Origin of the sequence: Campylobacter sp. CNRCH_2016_0050h, from assembly GCF_025772605.1 — a bacterium.
Classification (GTDB): Bacteria; Campylobacterota; Campylobacteria; order Campylobacterales; family Campylobacteraceae; genus Campylobacter_D; species Campylobacter_D lari_D.
This window is the reverse complement of record NZ_JAKMSK010000003.1, coordinates 88236-106171: the sequence shown is the minus strand read 5'-3', so window position 1 is coordinate 106171 and position 17936 is coordinate 88236. Positions and strand designations below refer to the sequence as shown.

General features: G+C 29.8%; 17 protein-coding genes. 7 read left to right on the top strand and 10 right to left on the bottom strand.

Features of this window, described 5'->3' with window-relative positions:
* Position 1 precedes the first annotated feature (1 nt).
* From gatB to L8X28_RS02500, 6 genes are all read right to left on the bottom strand, one after another.
* The gene (gene gatB / locus L8X28_RS02525; protein ID WP_263665436.1) at positions 2-1420 is read right to left on the bottom strand and encodes an Asp-tRNA(Asn)/Glu-tRNA(Gln) amidotransferase subunit GatB; all 1419 of its coding nucleotides are present in this window, start codon (positions 1418-1420) and stop codon (positions 2-4) included.
* A 123-nt stretch (positions 1421-1543) separates the two neighbouring features.
* Entirely contained in the window at positions 1544-2224 is a 681-nt protein-coding gene (locus L8X28_RS02520; RefSeq protein WP_133319696.1) for a F0F1 ATP synthase subunit A, read from the bottom strand.
* A gap of 62 nt (positions 2225-2286) precedes the next feature.
* Entirely contained in the window at positions 2287-3795 is a 1509-nt protein-coding gene (locus tag L8X28_RS02515) for a phytoene desaturase family protein (protein ID WP_263665435.1), read from the bottom strand.
* Positions 3786-5126 carry a DNA repair protein RadA gene (gene radA, locus L8X28_RS02510; protein WP_258108000.1) on the bottom strand — a complete coding sequence of 447 codons (1341 nt, stop codon included), beginning with the start codon at positions 5124-5126 and terminating at the stop codon, positions 3786-3788. Before radA ends, L8X28_RS02515 begins: the two co-directional genes overlap by 10 nt.
* 3 nt (positions 5127-5129) lie before the next feature.
* Positions 5130-5996 carry a signal recognition particle-docking protein FtsY gene (ftsY, locus tag L8X28_RS02505; protein ID WP_263665434.1) on the bottom strand — a complete coding sequence of 289 codons (867 nt, stop codon included), beginning with the start codon at positions 5994-5996 and terminating at the stop codon, positions 5130-5132.
* Positions 5996-6541 carry a TlpA family protein disulfide reductase gene (locus tag L8X28_RS02500; protein ID WP_133319700.1) on the bottom strand — a complete coding sequence of 182 codons (546 nt, stop codon included), beginning with the start codon at positions 6539-6541 and terminating at the stop codon, positions 5996-5998. Before L8X28_RS02500 ends, ftsY begins: the two co-directional genes overlap by 1 nt.
* A 66-nt stretch (positions 6542-6607) precedes the next feature.
* Here L8X28_RS02500 and L8X28_RS02495 point away from each other — a divergent pair, with 66 nt between their 5' ends.
* Genes L8X28_RS02495 through L8X28_RS02480 form a run of 4 tightly spaced genes read left to right on the top strand, consistent with a single transcriptional unit; the run spans position 6608 to position 10542 of the window.
* Positions 6608-7237 carry a 5-formyltetrahydrofolate cyclo-ligase gene (locus L8X28_RS02495; protein WP_263665433.1) on the top strand — a complete coding sequence of 210 codons (630 nt, stop codon included), beginning with the start codon at positions 6608-6610 and terminating at the stop codon, positions 7235-7237.
* Positions 7161-8714: a ribonuclease Y gene (rny, locus tag L8X28_RS02490; RefSeq protein WP_263665432.1), complete on the top strand. Its 1554-nt coding sequence runs from the start codon at positions 7161-7163 to the stop codon at positions 8712-8714. Before L8X28_RS02495 ends, rny begins: the two co-directional genes overlap by 77 nt.
* 8 nt (positions 8715-8722) lie before the next feature.
* Positions 8723-9286: a DedA family protein gene (locus tag L8X28_RS02485; RefSeq protein ID WP_263665431.1), complete on the top strand. Its 564-nt coding sequence runs from the start codon at positions 8723-8725 to the stop codon at positions 9284-9286.
* The gene (locus L8X28_RS02480; protein WP_263665430.1) at positions 9283-10542 is read left to right on the top strand and encodes a ComEC/Rec2 family competence protein; all 1260 of its coding nucleotides are present in this window, start codon (positions 9283-9285) and stop codon (positions 10540-10542) included. The genes L8X28_RS02485 and L8X28_RS02480 overlap by 4 nt, the downstream gene beginning before the upstream one ends.
* On the opposite strand, the gene L8X28_RS02475 is transcribed toward L8X28_RS02480, so the two are convergent.
* From L8X28_RS02475 to L8X28_RS02465, 3 genes are read right to left on the bottom strand one after another with little or no spacing between them, the layout of a single operon-like run.
* On the bottom strand, positions 10489-11301 hold the full coding sequence (locus L8X28_RS02475) for a YihY/virulence factor BrkB family protein (RefSeq protein ID WP_220566327.1): 813 nt from the start codon (positions 11299-11301) through the stop codon (positions 10489-10491). The genes L8X28_RS02480 and L8X28_RS02475 overlap by 54 nt on opposite strands.
* Positions 11301-12683, bottom strand: a complete 1383-nt coding sequence (locus L8X28_RS02470; RefSeq protein WP_133319706.1) for an FAD-linked oxidase C-terminal domain-containing protein — start codon at positions 12681-12683, stop codon at positions 11301-11303. The genes L8X28_RS02475 and L8X28_RS02470 overlap by 1 nt, the downstream gene beginning before the upstream one ends.
* Complete coding sequence (locus L8X28_RS02465) at positions 12683-13393, bottom strand: plasminogen-binding N-terminal domain-containing protein (protein WP_412175521.1); 711 nt, start codon at positions 13391-13393, stop codon at positions 12683-12685. The genes L8X28_RS02470 and L8X28_RS02465 overlap by 1 nt, the downstream gene beginning before the upstream one ends.
* Before the next feature lie 127 nt (positions 13394-13520).
* On the opposite strand from L8X28_RS02465, the gene L8X28_RS02460 reads away from it, so the two are divergent.
* The 3 genes from L8X28_RS02460 to tpx are packed head-to-tail and all read left to right on the top strand — an operon-like array spanning position 13521 to position 16553.
* Complete coding sequence (locus L8X28_RS02460; protein ID WP_263665429.1) at positions 13521-14678, top strand: M23 family metallopeptidase; 1158 nt, start codon at positions 13521-13523, stop codon at positions 14676-14678.
* Position 14679: 1 nt separating this feature from the next.
* Positions 14680-16023: a magnesium transporter gene (mgtE, locus tag L8X28_RS02455; protein ID WP_133319709.1), complete on the top strand. Its 1344-nt coding sequence runs from the start codon at positions 14680-14682 to the stop codon at positions 16021-16023.
* Between the two features lie 11 nt (positions 16024-16034).
* The gene (tpx, locus tag L8X28_RS02450) at positions 16035-16553 is read left to right on the top strand and encodes a thiol peroxidase (protein ID WP_263661219.1); all 519 of its coding nucleotides are present in this window, start codon (positions 16035-16037) and stop codon (positions 16551-16553) included.
* Here tpx and L8X28_RS02445 read toward each other — a convergent pair.
* Positions 16550-17935 (bottom strand): replicative DNA helicase, encoded by a 1386-nt coding sequence (locus L8X28_RS02445; protein WP_257938844.1) that lies wholly within the window; start codon positions 17933-17935, stop codon positions 16550-16552. The genes tpx and L8X28_RS02445 overlap by 4 nt on opposite strands.
* Position 17936 lies beyond the last annotated feature (1 nt).

Here is a 17936-nt window from a genome sequence, read left to right as displayed (position 1 = left end):
TTTAACCAAGTTTTGCTTTTAAAATTTCATTTACCTTAGCAGGATTAAATGCACCCTTACCTGCTTTCATTGCCTGACCGACAAAGAAACCAAAAAGTTTATCTTTACCACTTTTATATTCAGCTACTTTATCTTCATTGTTTGCTAAAATTTCATCAATAATCTTTTCAATAGCACCATCATCACTTACTTGTTTTAAACCAAGTTTTTCAATAGCATCATCAATTTCAACTTCTGTATTTTCAAATACATAAGCTAAAATATCCTTACCTGCTTTAGCGCTAATAACACCTTCTTCTATACGTTTGATCAAAACAGCTAATTTTTCTTGTTTTATAGGTGAGTTTTCTATAGTCAATTCGCCTTTTAGAAGCCCCATTAACTCTGTCGTAAGCCAAGTAACACAAAGTTTTGGATTTAATTTTTGATTAATTAGATACTCAAAATATCTACAAAGCTCTAATGAAGAAACAATCACTTCACTATCACTTTCTTTAATACCCAATTCACTCACAAATCTAGCTTTTTTCTCATCAGGAAGTTCAGGTATATCTTGATTTAGCATTTCATCATCTAAAATTACAGGTAAAAGATCAGGATCAGGGAAATATCTATATTCAGCAGAATCTTCCTTACCTCTCATACTTCTAGTAACTAAATTAACCGTATCAAATAATCTTGTTTCTTGCACAACTTCTTGATCGTATTTTCCATCTTCCCAAGCTTCACTTTGGCGTTTTACTTCATACTCAATCGCCTTTTGAATAAAACGGAATGAATTTAAATTTTTAATCTCCACTCTAGTATAAAGCTTATCATCACCCTTTGGACGAATACTAACATTAGCATCACATCTAAAACTACCTTCTTGCATATTTGCATCTGAAATATCTAAAAATCTTATAATAGAATGTAATTTTTTCAAATAAGCCACTGCTTCATCGGAACTTCTAAGTTCAGGTTCACTGACAATTTCAAGCAAAGGCGTGCCTGCTCTATTTAAATCTACTTTTGAAAAATTACTCTCATGTATATTTTTTCCTGCATCTTCTTCTAAATGAGCCCTAGTGATACCTATGCGTTTATTTTCTCCATTTACATTGATAAATAACTCACCATTTTCCACTATAGGAATATCAAATTGCGAAATTTGATAAGCTTTTGGTAAATCAGGATAAAAATAATTTTTTCTATTAAAAATACTTTTTTTATTTATAGTTGCATTAACTGCTTTTCCAAATGCTATGGCTTTTTTCGCTGCTTCTTGATTTAATACAGGTAAAGCACCTGGTAAAGCTAAACATGTTGGGCATACATTAGTATTTGATTTTTCTCCAAAAGAAGTTGCACATGAACAAAAGATTTTTGTTTTTGTATTTAATTGTGCATGAACTTCAAGTCCTATAACAACTTCAAACATTAAAATTTTCCTTAGAATTTTTTGTTTATTCTAGCGTTTTTTATTTCAAAAAGAGTTTAAAAAAGAATAAAAGAAGAAGATTAAAAAAGAAAAAAGCAAAAAATATTTTTTGCTTTTTAAAAATTAATGATGCTCATCAACTACAGTTGCACCTGCTAAATAAACATAAGTTAAAATCATAAAAATAAAAGATTGTAAAAATGCCATAAAAGTTAAAAGCATATAAGCAGGCAATGGCGCAACCCAAGGCACAAGAGCTAAAATAACTGCTAAGAATAAATCATCTCCCTTGATATTACCAAATAAACGGAAAGATAAAGAAATAACTCTTGAAAAATGAGAAACCACTTCTATAGGAAACATCAAAGGTGCTAGAATTTTCACAGGTCCCATGAAATGTGCAAAATACTTAAAAAATCCTTGAGTTCTAATACCTTCAAAATGATAATACACAAATACTATAATAGCCAAAGAAGCACTAAAATTTAAACTTGCTGTTGGAGCTTCAAAACCAGGGATGATTCCTATAATATTGCTAAAAAATACCATAAAACCTATAGTTGCAACTAAAGGTAAATATTTTCTAGCAGCTTCATCGCTACCCATAGTATCCCTACCCATGCTTAAAATGCCTTCCATATAAGCTTCAGCCAAATTCTGACTACCTCTTGGGACAATTTGCATAGATCTTGTAGCAAGTTTTGCTAAAATCAAAGAAATCACAACCACTATACCCAAATGAAAAAAGTATGCAAAAGTGTGACTAGAATCTATAAAAGAACTAAACAAAAATAAATCTTTCATTAAAAATCCTTAGCAGAATAAATATTTCAAAGCTAATATTATAAAAAAAAATTGCTTATATTTTAATGAAAATTCATTTTATTAGCGCAAAAATATCCACCCAAAATCGCACCTGTAAAACCACCTCCAGGAAATATAAAAGCATTAGCAAAATATAAATTTTCTATACTTTTACTTTTATAATGCAATCTATATTTAACCCCTTCTTGATCTTGAGAAAATCCATAAATTGTACCCTCGTAAGCTTTAGTATATCTTTGTATAGTTTTTGGCGTGGCTAATTCTTGATGGATTAAGTGTGAACTTAAATTTGGAAAAATCTCATCAAGCCTTTGCACTATGGCTTTTAATACTTCTTCTTTTTTAGCTTTATAATCTTGCTTATTTAAATCCCACTCTTGATAATTTGAACTAAAAGCTACAACACCTATGTATTTATCACTAGCTAAGCCGCTATCAACCTTAGAATAATTCACAAAAGCCATAGGCCTTTGTTTAATATCTAGTTTTAAAATATTAGTGTTTTCATATGAACTATTTAAAAAATCATCTTCAAATATAAAATTACAATAATCCATATTTTCATAAATTTTAGAAATATCTTTATCATAAATAAAATAAGCGCTCACTAAAGAACAAGCACGCTTTTTAGATTCTATTGCTTTGATTTCTTGGGTTAAACTTAACTCTTTAAGCAAGTCTTTATATACGATTAAAGGATCGCAATTTGCGATGATATTTTGCGCATGGATGGTATATTTTTGATTATTTTGAATGTATTCTACTCCATAAGCTTTTTGTTCTTTTGTGAGTATTTTAACAACTTCAGCCTTAGCTAAAACCTGCCCTTGATTTTCTTTGATAACCTCAGCCAAAGCATCACTTAAAGCTTGCGAGCCACCTTTAATATACACCCCACCATCATAATAATGCTTTTGAGCAATGCCATGAAAACTGAAAATAAATTCTTTACTATCATGATGATAATAACTCATATTTGCATTTAAAATCTTTTTTAGCTTATCATTTTTAATATAAGCATTTAAAACATCATAAACTTTTTTATTAAACAATCTATTTTTAATAAATATCCAAGCAGTGTCAAAAGGAAACAACAACAACTCACTTAATTTTAAATCCCAAGGAAATCTTCGAATAGCATAAGCTTGCGTTTTTATAGCTTTAAAATATTTATCTATACCTTTACACTCTTGCGGAAATTCTTTTTTCAAAACTTCTTTTACTTTTTCTATACCATGAGGTAAAGTTAGATTATAATTTTTACTTTTAATACTCCATGCACTTGGTAAAGGTAAAATTTCAATTTTATCCTTTATACCAAGTTTTTCAAAAACCAAATGCTTCATATCAGTTTTTGCTTCACCTAGGTCCATCTCATGAAGTCCCGCATCAATCAAAGCGCCTTTTCTTTTAAAACAAGTAGCACAACCACCAATTAAAGAATGCTGTTCTAAAACTAAAACCCTTTTTCCATTTTTAGCTAAAAAAGCGCCTGCACTTAAGCCTCCAAGACCTGAACCTATAATGATTACATCAAATTTTACATCCATTCTAAAACCTCACGCAATTCTTTAGCTACAAAACATTTTAAGCCAAGTTCCTCCATAGGTTTTACAGGTACTATGGCATTTTTAAATTTTTGCATTTTAGCTTCTTTTAAACGCACATCAAGTGAAAATACTTCTTTGATTTCACCATTTAAACTAAGCTCACCCACAAAAACACTATCTTTACTCAAAGGGCGGTTTTTAAAACTTGAAATAATTGCTGCAACCACCGCTAAATCTGCTGCAGTTTCACTAATTTTTACCCCACCACTTACATTAATAAAAACATCATAATGTCCCAAGGGAATTTCAAGCTTTCTCTCTAGTAAAGCTATGAGCATATCTAAACGATTTTTTTCATAGCCTGTTGCACTACGCTTTGGATAAGCACTCTCACAAACTAAGGCTTGAATTTCTAGCACTAAAGCTCTGCTTCCTTCCATCACTACACTCAAAGCGCTACCACTTACTGCTTTACCACGCGTAAAAAATCTATTAGCTATATCTTTAGCACTAATCAAGCCTTTGGAAGTCATTTCAAAAATACCAACTTCGGAAATATTTCCAAAACGATTTTTAAAGCCTCTTAAAATTCTTATTTCTTTATTGGCATCGCCTTCAAAATAAAGCACTACATCTACCATATGCTCTAAAATTCTAGGTCCAGCTATAGCTCCATCTTTAGTAATATGACCTATAATAAAAGTGCTAATATTATTAGCCTTAGAATAGCGCATTAATTCAAAAGTAATTTCTCTAACTTGAGTGATACTACCTGCTGCTGAAGTAATTTTATTAGAATATAAAGTTTGAATAGAATCAATAATTAAAATTTCATAATCTTTTTTAGAAAGCTCACTTAAAATATCTTCTAAGCAAAGTTCAGTAAGTAAAAATAAATTCTCACAATTTGCATTTAAACGATCCGCACGCAGTTTGATTTGAGATTTACTCTCCTCGCCACTTACATAAAGCACTTTTTTACCACTTTTAGCCAAATTCGAAGCAATTTTTAATAAAAGTGTGGATTTTCCAACCCCAGGTGAACCCCCAATTAACACCAAAGAACCCACAACAAGCCCACCACCTAAAACTAAATCAAGCTCATTATCATCAGTGCTAATGCGTGTGAAATTTTCTGCTATAACATCATTTATACATACTGCAGAACTTGGAGTATTTGAGAGTGAATTTAACTCTTTTAAAACCTTAATTTGCTCTTGCTTTAGCTCAACAAAACTATCCCAAGAACCACATTCAGGACATTTGCCTAGCCATTTACTTTGTTGATTTCCACAAGCTTGACATTCAAATAAAATGTGTTTTTTAGCCATAAATTAAGCAAAAATCTCTTCAGCTAAAGTTTTAACATATTCACTAGGGTTAAACTCATGAATTTGTCCTAATTGTTCCCCTACTCCTACATATAAAATAGGAAGTTCAAGCTCTCTTGCTATACTAAATAAAGCTCCACCTTTGGCAGTTCCATCAAGTTTTGTAATAATCACTCCATCAAGTTTTACTAAATCATTAAAAGCTTTTGCCTGCAAAATTCCTGCTACACCTTGAGTGCCATCAAGCACAAGGATTTTTCTATGAGGAGCTCCTTGCATCGCTTTAGCGCTAATACGAACAATTTTTTCTAATTCATTTGCTAAATTTTTTTGATTTTGTAAGCGCCCTGCAGTATCAAGCAAAACTCTATCATATCCTTTTGTTAAAGCTTTTGATATAGCATCATAAGCAACAGCTGAAGGATCATGTCCTTGAGAAGTAGCAATGATATCCATATCAAGTTTTTGAGCCCAAAGTTTAAGTTGCTCTATAGCTCCTGCTCTAAAAGTATCACATGCTCCAAGTATGACTTTTTCACCATTTTCTTTATGCAAATGTGCCATTTTAGCAATGCTTGTGGTCTTACCTACCCCATTTACACCTAAAATCAAATCCACAAAAGGCTTAGCATTAGCAAGTTCTGGCTTATCATAAATAAAATAAGTCCCCATAACACGCTCTAAATCAGCCTTTTTAACCTCATCACTTGGAGGAAGATAGTAAATAATCTCTTCAACTATCTCATACGCCACATCAGCTTCTAAAAGCATTTCTTCAAGCAAATCTTTAGTAATGATTTTATTTGAAGCCTTAACTAAATGAATACTTTCTAAGGTTTTTTTCAAACCATTTTTTAAAAATCCAAACATTACATTATCGCTTTTTGTATATCTATATCTAACATTTCTTCAGGAATTAAACCTAAATACTCTTTAACTTTTTCGCCCTTTGCATTAAATAAAACCATTGTTGGAATAGAGCTGATATTTAAAACTTTAGAAAAAATAAAACTATTCTCTCCTAAAACCGAAGAAAAATTCATCTTTTCTTTTTGTATAAACTCCAATAATTCTTGTTTTTTATCTTCTTCTAAAAAAAGCGCTATGACTTCAAATCTATCTTGATATTTTTTATTTAAATTATTTAAATGTGGAATTTCAGCTTTGCATGGCTCACACCAACTTGTAAAAAATACAAACAACTTAGCTTTTGCTGTATCATCAAAATTAAATTCTTGTTCATGGTATTTCACATACATTTTTCTACCATCTAAAAATTTCAAAGTAAAATCAGTATTTTCACTTTGACTTAAACTTGCATTATCAGTATTTTCATTACTAGAATTTTCTTTATCACTTGAGCATGAAGTAAAAAAAATCATAGCAAAAATTGCTAAAAAAATTTTAAATTTCAAGTCATATCCTTATGATTTTTTAAGCTTAAAAGTATAACATAAAAAGTTAAAAAACCAAGGAAAGCTTTGATAAAAAATGACTTTAGAATAAAACAGAAATTTAAAATGAAATCGAAACTAAAATTTCAATACAAAAGAGATTTTTTAGTTTTTCAAGAAGTAAATAAAATTTTAAAATCTTGTAAAAATTACAAAAATATCCTTATATATATTCCTTTAAAATATGAAATTAATCTTTATAAATTTAGACATTTTTTAACAAAAAAATACCGAATTTTTGTTCCATTTATGCAAGATAAAAGTTTAAAGGTAGTAAAATTAAGGTTAGCTCTTGATAAAAAGAGTTTTGGGGTATATGAACCAAAAGATTCTTTTTTGCAAACTCGTATAGATGTTGCAATCATCCCTGTTATAGGAGTAGATGCAAAATTAGGAAGAGTTGGTCATGGCCAAGGATTTTACGATAGGTTTTTTGAAAATATTTCTTATAAAAAACCTTTAGTTATTTTCACACAAATGATGGATGCAAAATCTCATCAAATTTTTAGTCAAGACCATGATATAAAAGGAAATTTTTATATAAACCCTTATAAAAAATATTTTAGGAAAGTTAAAAACAATGATAGAAATATTAGTCGCATTAATAGCCGTTTTCATAGGCGGAGGGATTGGATATATAGTCACCAAAAAGATTAATGATGCAAATTTCAATATCTTTTTAGAGCAAGCAAAAGCAAAAGCAAAAGCCATTGAATATGAAGCTGAGTTAACACTTAAAGATGCTAAAAATTCAGTTGCTGAGGCTGAATTTGCAGCAAAGAAAAAATTTGATGAAAAAATTCAAAAACTACAAAAAGAGCATTCTATTAAGCTAGAAGAACTCAACAAAAAAGAACAAAACCTTCATTATCAAGAAAAGCTTCATGAAGAAAACAAAAACAAATTAGCAAAAGAGCAGCAAACTATAAAAGCTTTGCATGAAGAGAATGAAAATTTAAAACAAAGCTACGAAACAAAGTTAAATGATGTTTTAAAAATTCTTGAACATTCAGCTGGTCTCACACAAGAAGAGGCAAAAAGTATAGTCTTGCAAAAAGTAGAAGAAACCTCAAGAGCTGAAATTGCTCATATTGTTAGAAAATACGAAGAAGAGGCTAGAAATGAAGCCAAAAGAAAGGCTAATTTTATCTTAGCACAAGCTACTTCAAGATTTGCAGGAGAATTCGCTGCTGAAAGGTTGATCAATGTAGTAAATATCAAAAATGATGAGCTAAAAGGACGCATTATAGGTAAAGAAGGGAGGAATGTTAAAACCTTAGAAATGGTTTTGGGTGTTGATATTATCATAGATGATACGCCTGGAGCAATTATAGTAAGTTGTTTTAATCTTTATAGACGCGCCATTGCTACAAAGGTGATTGAACTTTTAGTTGAAGACGGTAGAATACAACCTGCAAAAATAGAAGAAATTCATGAAAAAGTTTGCAAAGAATTTGAGGATAATATCTTAGAAGAAGGTCAAACTATAGTAATGGATTTAGGACTTAATAATATCCATCCTGAAATTGTTAAATTAATAGGAAAATTAAGATATAGAGCAAGTTATGGACAAAATGCTCTAGCACACTCTTTGGAAGTAGCGCATTTAGCTGGAATCATAGCAGCTGAGTGTGGTGGCGATGAAAAACTGGCAAGAAGAGCTGGAATTTTACACGATATAGGCAAGGCTTTAACGCATGAATTTGAAGGTTCTCATGTAGATTTAGGAGCTGAACTTTGCAAAAGATACAAAGAACATCCTATAGTGATTAATGCAATTTATGCTCACCATGGACATGAAGAGGCTACAAGTATAGAATCAGCTGCAGTTTGTACAGCAGATACACTAAGCGCTGCACGCCCTGGAGCAAGGCGTGAGGTGCTTGAGGCCTTCTTGAAACGAGTTAGCGAACTTGAAGATATAGCAAAAAGTAAAGAAGGGGTTAAAAAAGCTTATGCTATTAATGCTGGTAGAGAAATTAGAGTTATTGTTAATGCAAAATTAGTCAATGATGATGAATCTGTACTTTTAGCTAAAGAAATAGCTGAAGAAATTCAAGAAAAAGTTCAATACCCTGGTGAAATAAAAGTTAATGTCATCAGAGAGCTTAGAGCTGTTGATTTTGCAAGATAGGGTTTTTCATGCAAGAAATGATTGATAATCTTAGCACTTATGGTTATTTGATTTTATTTTTTTATTCTTTTGGTGGAGGAATGATGGCCATACTTGCTGCCGGGGTACTTTGTGCAAGTTCAACTAAACTTGATTTGCATTTATGTATATTTTTAGCCTTTTTGGCTAATACCATAGGTTCAACCCTATTATTTATTCTAGGAAAATATTATAAAAAAGACATAATGCCTTATTTTAAAAATCATAGAAGAAAAATCGCGCTTGCTATGATAAAAATCAAAAAATATGGAGATTTACTTTTAGTAGTGCAAAAATTTATTTACGGGGTAAAAACTATCATTCCTATAGCAGCAGGTCTTTGCAAATTTAGCTTTGTAAGATTTTTTATCATCAATACCCTAGCTAGTTTAATTTGGGCTATAATACTTGGTTATGTTGGATTTATTTTTGGAAACACCTTAAAGGAGGCTTTTGAAATTTTTTCAAATCATCCTTATATAGCACCTGCCTTTATAATCACTTTAATTTTTATTATATGGCTATACTTATCACGCTTTTCTAAGAAAAAATGAATTTAAAATTCTCTATAAAAGATTCTTATAGAGAATTTTTAATTTTATTATTATGTTTTTTAGCAATTTTTAGCCTAAATATCATTTATGAGTATAAAAAATACCAAAATTTTAAACTCACAAAACATTTATTGCTTAAAAATAATATCATTATATCTAGCTATCAAAAAACTAATAAAAAAGGTAAAAAATACCAAGTTTTTAAAATTAAAAATTCTGATTTTGTTTTTTACACTACTAGTTTTAAAGATCTAAATTTAAGTAAAAATGATATTATAAATCTTAGGATTATTACTAAAAATATTAACTTTAAAGATTATCTTAGTAAAAATTTTTTTGTGCCAAGTTATGATTTTCATAAAACCAATACTCAAAAAGAAAATATCTTAGTGGAGTATTTTTTAAATCAACATCAAAATGAAAAAATCAAAGAATTTTACGGGGCTTTATTTTTTGCAAAAAATGTATCAAGTGAGCTTAGAAATGATGTAAATTTTTACAATATCGCGCATTTAATTGCTATTAGTGGATATCATTTGGGCTTGTTATTTAGCTTTTGCTTTTTGATTTTTGCTCCTTTATATACCTTTTTTCACAAACGATATTTTCCTTATAGAAGTTTAAAACTTGATATTAGTATTTTTGCTTTCTTGCTTTTAATTTTGTATATATTTTTAATAGACTTTAGCCCTTCTTATATAAGAGCTTTATGTATGAGTATTTTTGCTTTTTATCTATTTAGCAAAAATATTAAAATTTTGAGTTTTAAATTTTTATTCTTAAGTGTAATTTTATGTATAAGCTTATTTCCAAATTTATTATTTAGCGTTGGCTTTTTGTTTTCAAGTTTAGGAGTATTTTATATTTATTTATATTTACATCATTTTAAAGATAATTTTTCAAAAAATTATATTCATATTATTTTTATAAATTTTTGGACTTTTTTAGCAATGATAATTCCTGTATTATATTTTTTTCCACTTATTAGTTTTCAACAATTTTTAGGTATACCTTTAAGCATATTATTTGCTTTATTTTACCCTATAAGTTTATTACTGCATTTATTATCTTATGGAGATGTATTAGATGAAATATTATTAGCATTATTTGATTTTAAATTAAATAGTATATTGTTACATATACCATTAGAAATTTATCTTATTTATATATTTTTATCCTTCATGGCTATTTTTCATCGTTATTTAGCTCTTTTTGTAATTTCTCTTGGTTTTATTCCCTTTATTTTCTTGATTTAAAATCAAATAAACCCTTAAACCCAAAAGATAAATAATCCAAGAAATATAAATCCACAAAAAGAAAAACAATATCACAGAAAAAGAACCATATACATTTAAATAAGTTTTATTATATACGGCATAATATACAAAAATCATCTTAGAAATATACCAAATCACAGAAGCACCAAAAGAACTAATAAGCAAAGTTTTTAAATCACCTTTTTTACTCACTGAACTTGAATAAGATGTAAAAAACAAAGCCCATATAATCACATAAGGTAAAATCTCAAAAAAATTCAAAGCAATATTAAAATCATCTAAGGTTTTTTGTATAAAACCTGAAATGTAAAAACTCACTCCAAGTCCAAGTGGAGTTAATGTTGCCAAAGTCCAATAAGAACTTATACTATGCCAAAGACTTTTAGAGTCTTCTTCTAAAAGCTTATTAATAACATAATCATAACCTGAAAAAAATGCTAAAGAAGTCAAAGCCATAGCTAAAAGACCAATTAAACCAAGATTGACACTATTTTTTAAAAAAGTGTTAATATATTGTGTTATTAATTCTTGTTGAGTTGGGATTAAAAAAGTAAAAATTAAATTTTTAATTCTTTCTTGATATATTTCAAAACTTGGAATTTGAGTAAAAACCCAAAAACATAAAAATAAAAGCGGTATTAAAGATAAAATAGTATAAAAACTCAAAGCTGCAGCATAATTTAAAATTTCTTTATCTCTTATGCTTAAAAGAATTTTTATGAAGTTTTTAAAATTCATCAAAGTCCCATTTTAAAAGGATTAAGTATATTATTTGGATCAAATGCCTTTTTGATATTTCTCATCAAGTCCATTTCAGCTTCGCTAAAAGCAAGCTTCATAAAAGGAGCTTTTGAAATGCCTATACCATGTTCTCCACTTAAAGTTCCACCTAAAGAAACTGTAAGCTTAAACACCTCTTCTACAGCTTCGTAACCTTTTTTAACCAACTCAGGATTATTTTTATCACTTACCATTACATTAGTATGCACATTACCATCGCCAGTATGACCAAAACAAGGGATTTTAAAACCATATTTTTTAGAAATTTCAGCTATGCCTTTTAAAAGATCAGGTAGTTTTGAACGCGGCACTGTAATATCTTCATTAAGCTTTAAATTTCCATACATTGCTATACTTTGAGAGCAGTTTCTTCTAGCAAACCAAATATTGGCTGCTTCTTGCTCATCTTTTGCTATTTTAAACTCTCTTACGCCAGATTCATAAAAACTCTCTTGCAAAATTTTTAAATCTGCTTCAATAGCCTCTTCTACATTGCCATCTACATCAGCGATTAAAATCGCACCCGCATCCATAGGTAAGCCTTTTTGGAATTTTTGTTCTAATGCTTGTATGCTTAATTGATCTAAAAATTCCATAGATACAGGAGTCACACCTTTAGCTAAAGTTTTATAAACTGCATTCATTGCTTCATCAATGCTGTTAAAAATCCCCATAGCTGTCTTTTTAAACTTTGGCAAAGCTACTAGTTTTAAAGTAATCTCACTAAGCACAGCCAAAGATCCCTCACTTGCTATTAAAATTCCAGCTAGATTATAACCAGCTACATCTTTTATAGTTTTTTTACCTGCTCTAATGATTTCTCCATTAGGTAAAACAGCTCTTAAAGCCATTACATAATCTTTAGTTATACCATACTTAGCAGCTCTCATACCCCCTGCATTTTCGCTTACATTCCCCCCTAAAGAAGAATACTCCATACTAGCAGGATCAGGTGGATAAAATAAACCATATTCTTTTGCTTTTTCTTGTAAAGCCATATTTATCACACCAGGCTGCACTACTGCAACTAAATTTTCAAGATCAATTTCTAAAATTTTATTCATATGTTTTTCAAAGCTTAACACTACTCCACCATTAATAGCTAAGCTTCCACCGGTAAATCCACTACCTGAGCCCCTAGGAATAACGATGATTTTATTTTCATTACAATATTTTAAAATTTGACTAATATCATTTTCATCTCTTGGAAAAAGCACTCCATCAGGTAAATAATGCTTTTTAGTAGCATCATAACTATACGCTCTTTTGTGGATAGGATCAAAATGAGCATTTTCAACCCCTAAAAGATCTTGAAAAAATTTTTGATGGATTTCTTGCATTATTTTTCTCTAGTTAAGCTAATTAATTTTTCATAATATACATAATAATTTCCAATTGCTTCATCATTTAAGCTAAAAATATCGCTTTTATAACCTGTAATTCTTGAATAAAATGGAATTTGCAAACTTTGAGCTTGAGGTATGTTAAATTCTTCTATCTTGCCAAAATCTTGACAATCAACTATCTCAGCTTTATTTTCTAAAGCTACCACTAAAAGCCCAACAGCATTTTTTGAACAAAAAGATCTAAAATCTGATCTTCTTGGAGTTTGGCGGTATTCTTGTATCATATGAGCACCAAATAAATCAGGGTGTAAAAAATAAAGTCCATTTAATTTTTGAGCTATAAAATCATACACATTTTTATCAGGAGCTATAATCAAGGCTCTATCATATAAATAATTTAAAACTATTTTATCGCCTACTTGTGGCAATACATTTGGTAAAGGCATAGCATCTTGAGCTAGCATATCAAAAACTTTAAATTGTAATTTAACTAAGCCATTTTCACGCCCTATCACACTAGCTCTTGCAATAATTGATTTTTGTGTATCAATTTCATGCACAACTATACCACTTGAGTGCAATAAAATTCTAGGATCATCTTTTATATAACCATAAATATCATCTACTTTTTCAAGTTTTGTTTGTATTAAATCAAAATTTTTAGCTTGCAAAAATACTAAAAAACAACAAAGCATTAAAATAATTCTTGACAACTGATACTCCTTAAAAAAGTGTAAAAATTAAATTATATTGTATTTTCCTTACAAAATTGTAAGAAAAATTAAGTAAAATACAAATTTATGTTTAAATTTTAGAAGGCTTTAAAATACCATGAAAAAAATTTTCATATCTTTACTTATATCGATAAAACTTTTTGCTATTTCAAGTGTTGAAGAACTTTCTTGGGAGAATGGCAAAACTTTACTTGATTTTTTACAAGATCACTCCATACCTTTAAATTTATACTATAATCTTGATGCTGAAGATAAAGAACTAAGTGCAGAAATTGCAAGTGGTATTAAATACCAAATGTTAAAAGATGATCAAGGAGAATTAGAACAGGTTTTAATCCCAATCAGTGATGATTTACAAATTCATATTTACAAAAACACTGAAAATAAATTCGTATTAAGTTTTACTCCAATTTCTTATACCAAAGAAAAAAGAACTATTCGCGTAGCTATTAACAATTCAGCTTATCAAGATGTTTATGATGAAAGTGGTAGCGTAACCTTAGCAAGAGCTATGGTAAGAGCTTTTAAAAATAGTGTTAATTTTAAAAATGTTAGAAAAGGCGATAGTGTAGTATTAATTTATGAGCAAAAAAGAAGACTAGGAAGACTTTTTGGCGATATTAATATCCAAGCAGCTTTAGCTAATATTAGAGGTAAAGAATATTCTGTATTTTTATATAAAGATTCTTATTATAATGCTCAAGGAAAAGAGCTTGAAAATTTCTTTTTAACTAAACCTGTCAAATATACAAGGATTTCAGATCGTTTTACTAGAGCAAGATACCATCCTATATTAAAACGCTATAGAGCACACCTAGGTATTGACTATGCAGCTCCAACGGGTACTCCAGTTAAAAGTGCAGGAGATGGAACGATTAGCTTTGTTGGGACAAAAGGTGGTTATGGTAAGGTTGTACAAGTAAAACACATGTCAGGCTATATGACTTTATATGCTCATCTTAGTCGCTTTGCAAAAATCAAACGCGGACAAAAAGTTAAGCAAGGACAAGTGATTGCTTATGTAGGCTCTACTGGTATGAGTACTGGGCCACATTTGCATTTTGGACTTTATCTAAATAATAAAGCAATTAATCCTGAAACTATAGTTAAAATTCCAAAATCAAGCTTAAGTGGAAAAAACAAAGAAGAATTTTTAAAAATGGCAAAAGAGTATGAAAACCGCTTGGAAAGCATTGATGAAAATTATAAAAATCCACCAAAAGAACAAAATATAGAAAATTCTATGGAGCTTTGAGATGATGAATGATTTTTTAGAAGCACAAGAACTTTTAAAAAATACTTTCAAAGATCAAAGTACCTATGAAATCAATGAAGCCTTAAAAACTATCAAAAGGCATGATGAAGAGCTTTATTTAAAAACTCTTAAATCTTTTGATACTTACACACTTGCAAATGTAGCTACTATAACGCCTGAACATATCTTAGAAGATATTTTAGAAAACTTAAGCATTATAAAGATTGCAAAAGCAGTAGAAGAGCTTGAAAGTGATGATGCAACAGACTTAATTAAGCGTTTTGAAGAGCTAAATCCACAAAAAACTTTAGCTATTTTAAACCGCTTAAGTTCAGAAGATAAAGAAGAAATTTTACGCCTTAAAAATTATGATGAAAATACTGCTGGTGCTTATATGCAAACAGAAATTTTCACAGCCTCTATTAATGAAAGTATAGAAAAGGCCATTAAAAGATATAGAATTTTAAAGCATTCAGGACAAGTAGATCAAATTTTTCAAGTTTATATCATAGATAAACAAGGAAAACTTTGCAATGCTATCAACCTAAGCGATCTCTTGCTTTGGGATTTTAAACTAAGTTTTGCAGATATTATTAAAAACAACAATGAAAAATATAAATGTTATAGCATTAAAGATCATGAAGATATACAAAAGGCTATTGATATAGTAGAAGATTATGATTTAAGTGTTTTGGCTGTTATAAATGACGATGGAGTGCTTTTGGGTAGAATTACTTATGATGATATTCATGATTTAATCCAAGAAAATGCAACAGAGCAAATTTATAATTTAGCCGGAGTTGATGCAGATGTTGAAGAAGAAAGTGCTTTTAAAGCAGCTAAAGCAAGAGCTTTTTGGCTCATGATTAATCTTACAACTTCATTAATTTCAGCTAATATCATCAGTCTTTTTTCAGGTGAAATAGAACAACTTGTAGCTCTAGCAGTACTTATGCCTATTGTAGCTTCCATGGGAGGTAACACAGGCTCACAAGCCTTAGCGGTAACAGTTAGAAAACTCTCACTCAATGAAGTAGAATTCAAAGATGCTAAAAAAGTTATATTAAGAGAGAGTGGAATTTCTTTATTAAATGGGCTTATATTTGCTAGCGTTATGAGTATTATAGCTTTTATATGGTTTAAAACAGCCCTTTTAGGACTTGTTATAGCTTTGTCAATGCTAATCAATCTAGCCTTAGCCGGTTTTGTAGGCTCTTTTGTGCCATTAACTTTGAAAAAATTTAAAATTGATCCTGCGGTAGGTTCAAGTGTTGTGATTACTGCAATTACTGATGGTTTGGGTTTTTTCAGCTTTTTACTCTTAGCTAAGATGATTTTATTATAAAAAGGAAAATTGTGTCAAGCATTATATATAAAAAACAAAACATAAAACTCACAGGAAATCAACTACAAATTGGCGATAATGCTCCAAAAGTGACTTTAAAAACTAAAAATCTTGCCTCAGTAGAAATAGCACCACCTGGAAAAACTCAAATTTTACTAACTTTTCCTAGCTTAGACACTCAAGTATGTTCCAAACAAGCTAAAGAAACTAACAAAAGATTGGCATCTATAAAAAACATTGAAGTGATTGTTATTAGCATGGACTTACCTTTTGCTATGGATCGTTTTTGTGCGACTGAAGGAATTGATAATATCATAGTTGCAAGTGACTTTGCCTTTAAAGATTTTGGCACTAATTATGGAGTATTAATACATGATAGTATATTTGCAGGATTATTGGCAAGATCAGCTTTTATAGTTAAAGATGAAAAAATAATATACAAACAGCTCGTAAAAGAGCTGATGGGAAAAATTGATTTTAAAGATTTAGAGCTTTTTATACAAAACGATTATCGCTATTCTTTAAATTAACCTTCAAAATTGGTAACTATAAAATCTTCTTTTGGAGCTTCAATAAAGCACGATTTTTCTTTTAAGAAAAGCAAATCCACATGCCCTACAGGACCATTTCTATTTTTACCTATAATAAGCTCAGCTTTTTCTTGCACAGGATTTGGCATAAATTTTCTCTCATAAGTTTTGCCTTCATTTTTAGCTTTATTTTCTCTTTCTTTTTCTTCTTGCTCTCTATAAACCTCATCTCTATATACAAATAAAATCGTATCTGCATCTTGTTCTATAGCGCCACTTTCTCTTAAATCACTAAGCATAGGTCGTTTATTTGCTCTACTTTCTAATGAACGATTAAGCTGTGAGAGTGCCACTACTGGCATATTTAATTCTCTTGCTAAAAGCTTTAAACCTCTTGAAATTTCACTCACTTGTAAATGCCTATCATTAAAAGCTGAGTTACTCATCATAAGACCGATGTAATCAACTACACAAAGCTCAATACTCTCATCTTGAGCCTTGATTTTGCGTAAAATTGAACGAATGTCTGCTATGCTAGCATAACCACTATCGTAAATATAAAGATTTTTTTGCGCATATTCATTACAAGCATCACCTACCCTACTCCACTCATCATCGTTTAAATCTGCGATTAGAATTTTTTGCAAAGGAATGGAAGTTTTTGCACTGATTAATCTTTGCATGATTTGCGTAGCAGGCATTTCTAGTGAAAACATTACAACACCTTTATTTTGCCTTAGTGTTTTTTCTATAAAATTTAAACAAATTGTAGTTTTTCCCATGCCAGGGCGTGCTGCGATGATTACAAGATCGCCAGGTTTAAAGCCTTTTGTCATTTTATTAAGCTCACTAAAACCTGTATCAAGTCCCAAAATATCTTTATTTTCAGCTTCTTTTTGCTTTTTAAACTCATCCATAAGCTCAGACATCACCATAGTCATATCCTTAATACTATTACTATTTACACGGTTTGTAAGATTAAAAATTTCTTTGCCTATTTCATCTGAGATTTGAGAAATGCTTTTATCTTCATTTACCCTTGTAGGTATAGTATAAGCAAAATTTAAAAGTTGGCGTCTAATGGATTTTTCTCTTAATTCATAAGCGTATTTACTCACATCTGCTATGGAAGTAGTAGCTAAAACTTCAGCTAAAATTTGCTCATCTACTTTTTTATGTTTTCTTATAAAACTTGCACTTATAGGCTCGCCTGCATTCACACAAGCTAAAATAGCTTTATAAATATCTTGATGAGCTTTGAGCGAAAAATCATTAATCTCAATATCCGAAGAAACACTAAAAAAAGAATCTTCACTATATATACAAGAACTTAAAATCGCCCTTTCAAGATCTAAATCAAAATGCTCATTATTTTGACTCATA

Coding starts and splice junctions, on each gene's coding strand:
- gatB (WP_263665436.1), bottom strand. CDS start 1,420: ATGTTTGAAGTTGTTATAGGACTTGAAGTTCATGCACAATTAAATACA.
- L8X28_RS02520 (WP_133319696.1), bottom strand. CDS start 2,224: ATGAAAGATTTATTTTTGTTTAGTTCTTTTATAGATTCTAGTCACACT.
- L8X28_RS02515 (WP_263665435.1), bottom strand. CDS start 3,795: ATGGATGTAAAATTTGATGTAATCATTATAGGTTCAGGTCTTGGAGGC.
- radA (WP_258108000.1), bottom strand. CDS start 5,126: ATGGCTAAAAAACACATTTTATTTGAATGTCAAGCTTGTGGAAATCAA.
- ftsY (WP_263665434.1), bottom strand. CDS start 5,996: ATGTTTGGATTTTTAAAAAATGGTTTGAAAAAAACCTTAGAAAGTATT.
- rny (WP_263665432.1), top strand. CDS start 7,161: ATGATAGAAATATTAGTCGCATTAATAGCCGTTTTCATAGGCGGAGGG.
- L8X28_RS02485 (WP_263665431.1), top strand. CDS start 8,723: ATGCAAGAAATGATTGATAATCTTAGCACTTATGGTTATTTGATTTTA.
- L8X28_RS02480 (WP_263665430.1), top strand. CDS start 9,283: ATGAATTTAAAATTCTCTATAAAAGATTCTTATAGAGAATTTTTAATT.
- L8X28_RS02475 (WP_220566327.1), bottom strand. CDS start 11,301: ATGAATTTTAAAAACTTCATAAAAATTCTTTTAAGCATAAGAGATAAA.
- L8X28_RS02470 (WP_133319706.1), bottom strand. CDS start 12,683: ATGCAAGAAATCCATCAAAAATTTTTTCAAGATCTTTTAGGGGTTGAA.
- L8X28_RS02460 (WP_263665429.1), top strand. CDS start 13,521: ATGAAAAAAATTTTCATATCTTTACTTATATCGATAAAACTTTTTGCT.
- mgtE (WP_133319709.1), top strand. CDS start 14,680: ATGATGAATGATTTTTTAGAAGCACAAGAACTTTTAAAAAATACTTTC.
- L8X28_RS02445 (WP_257938844.1), bottom strand. CDS start 17,935: ATGAGTCAAAATAATGAGCATTTTGATTTAGATCTTGAAAGGGCGATT.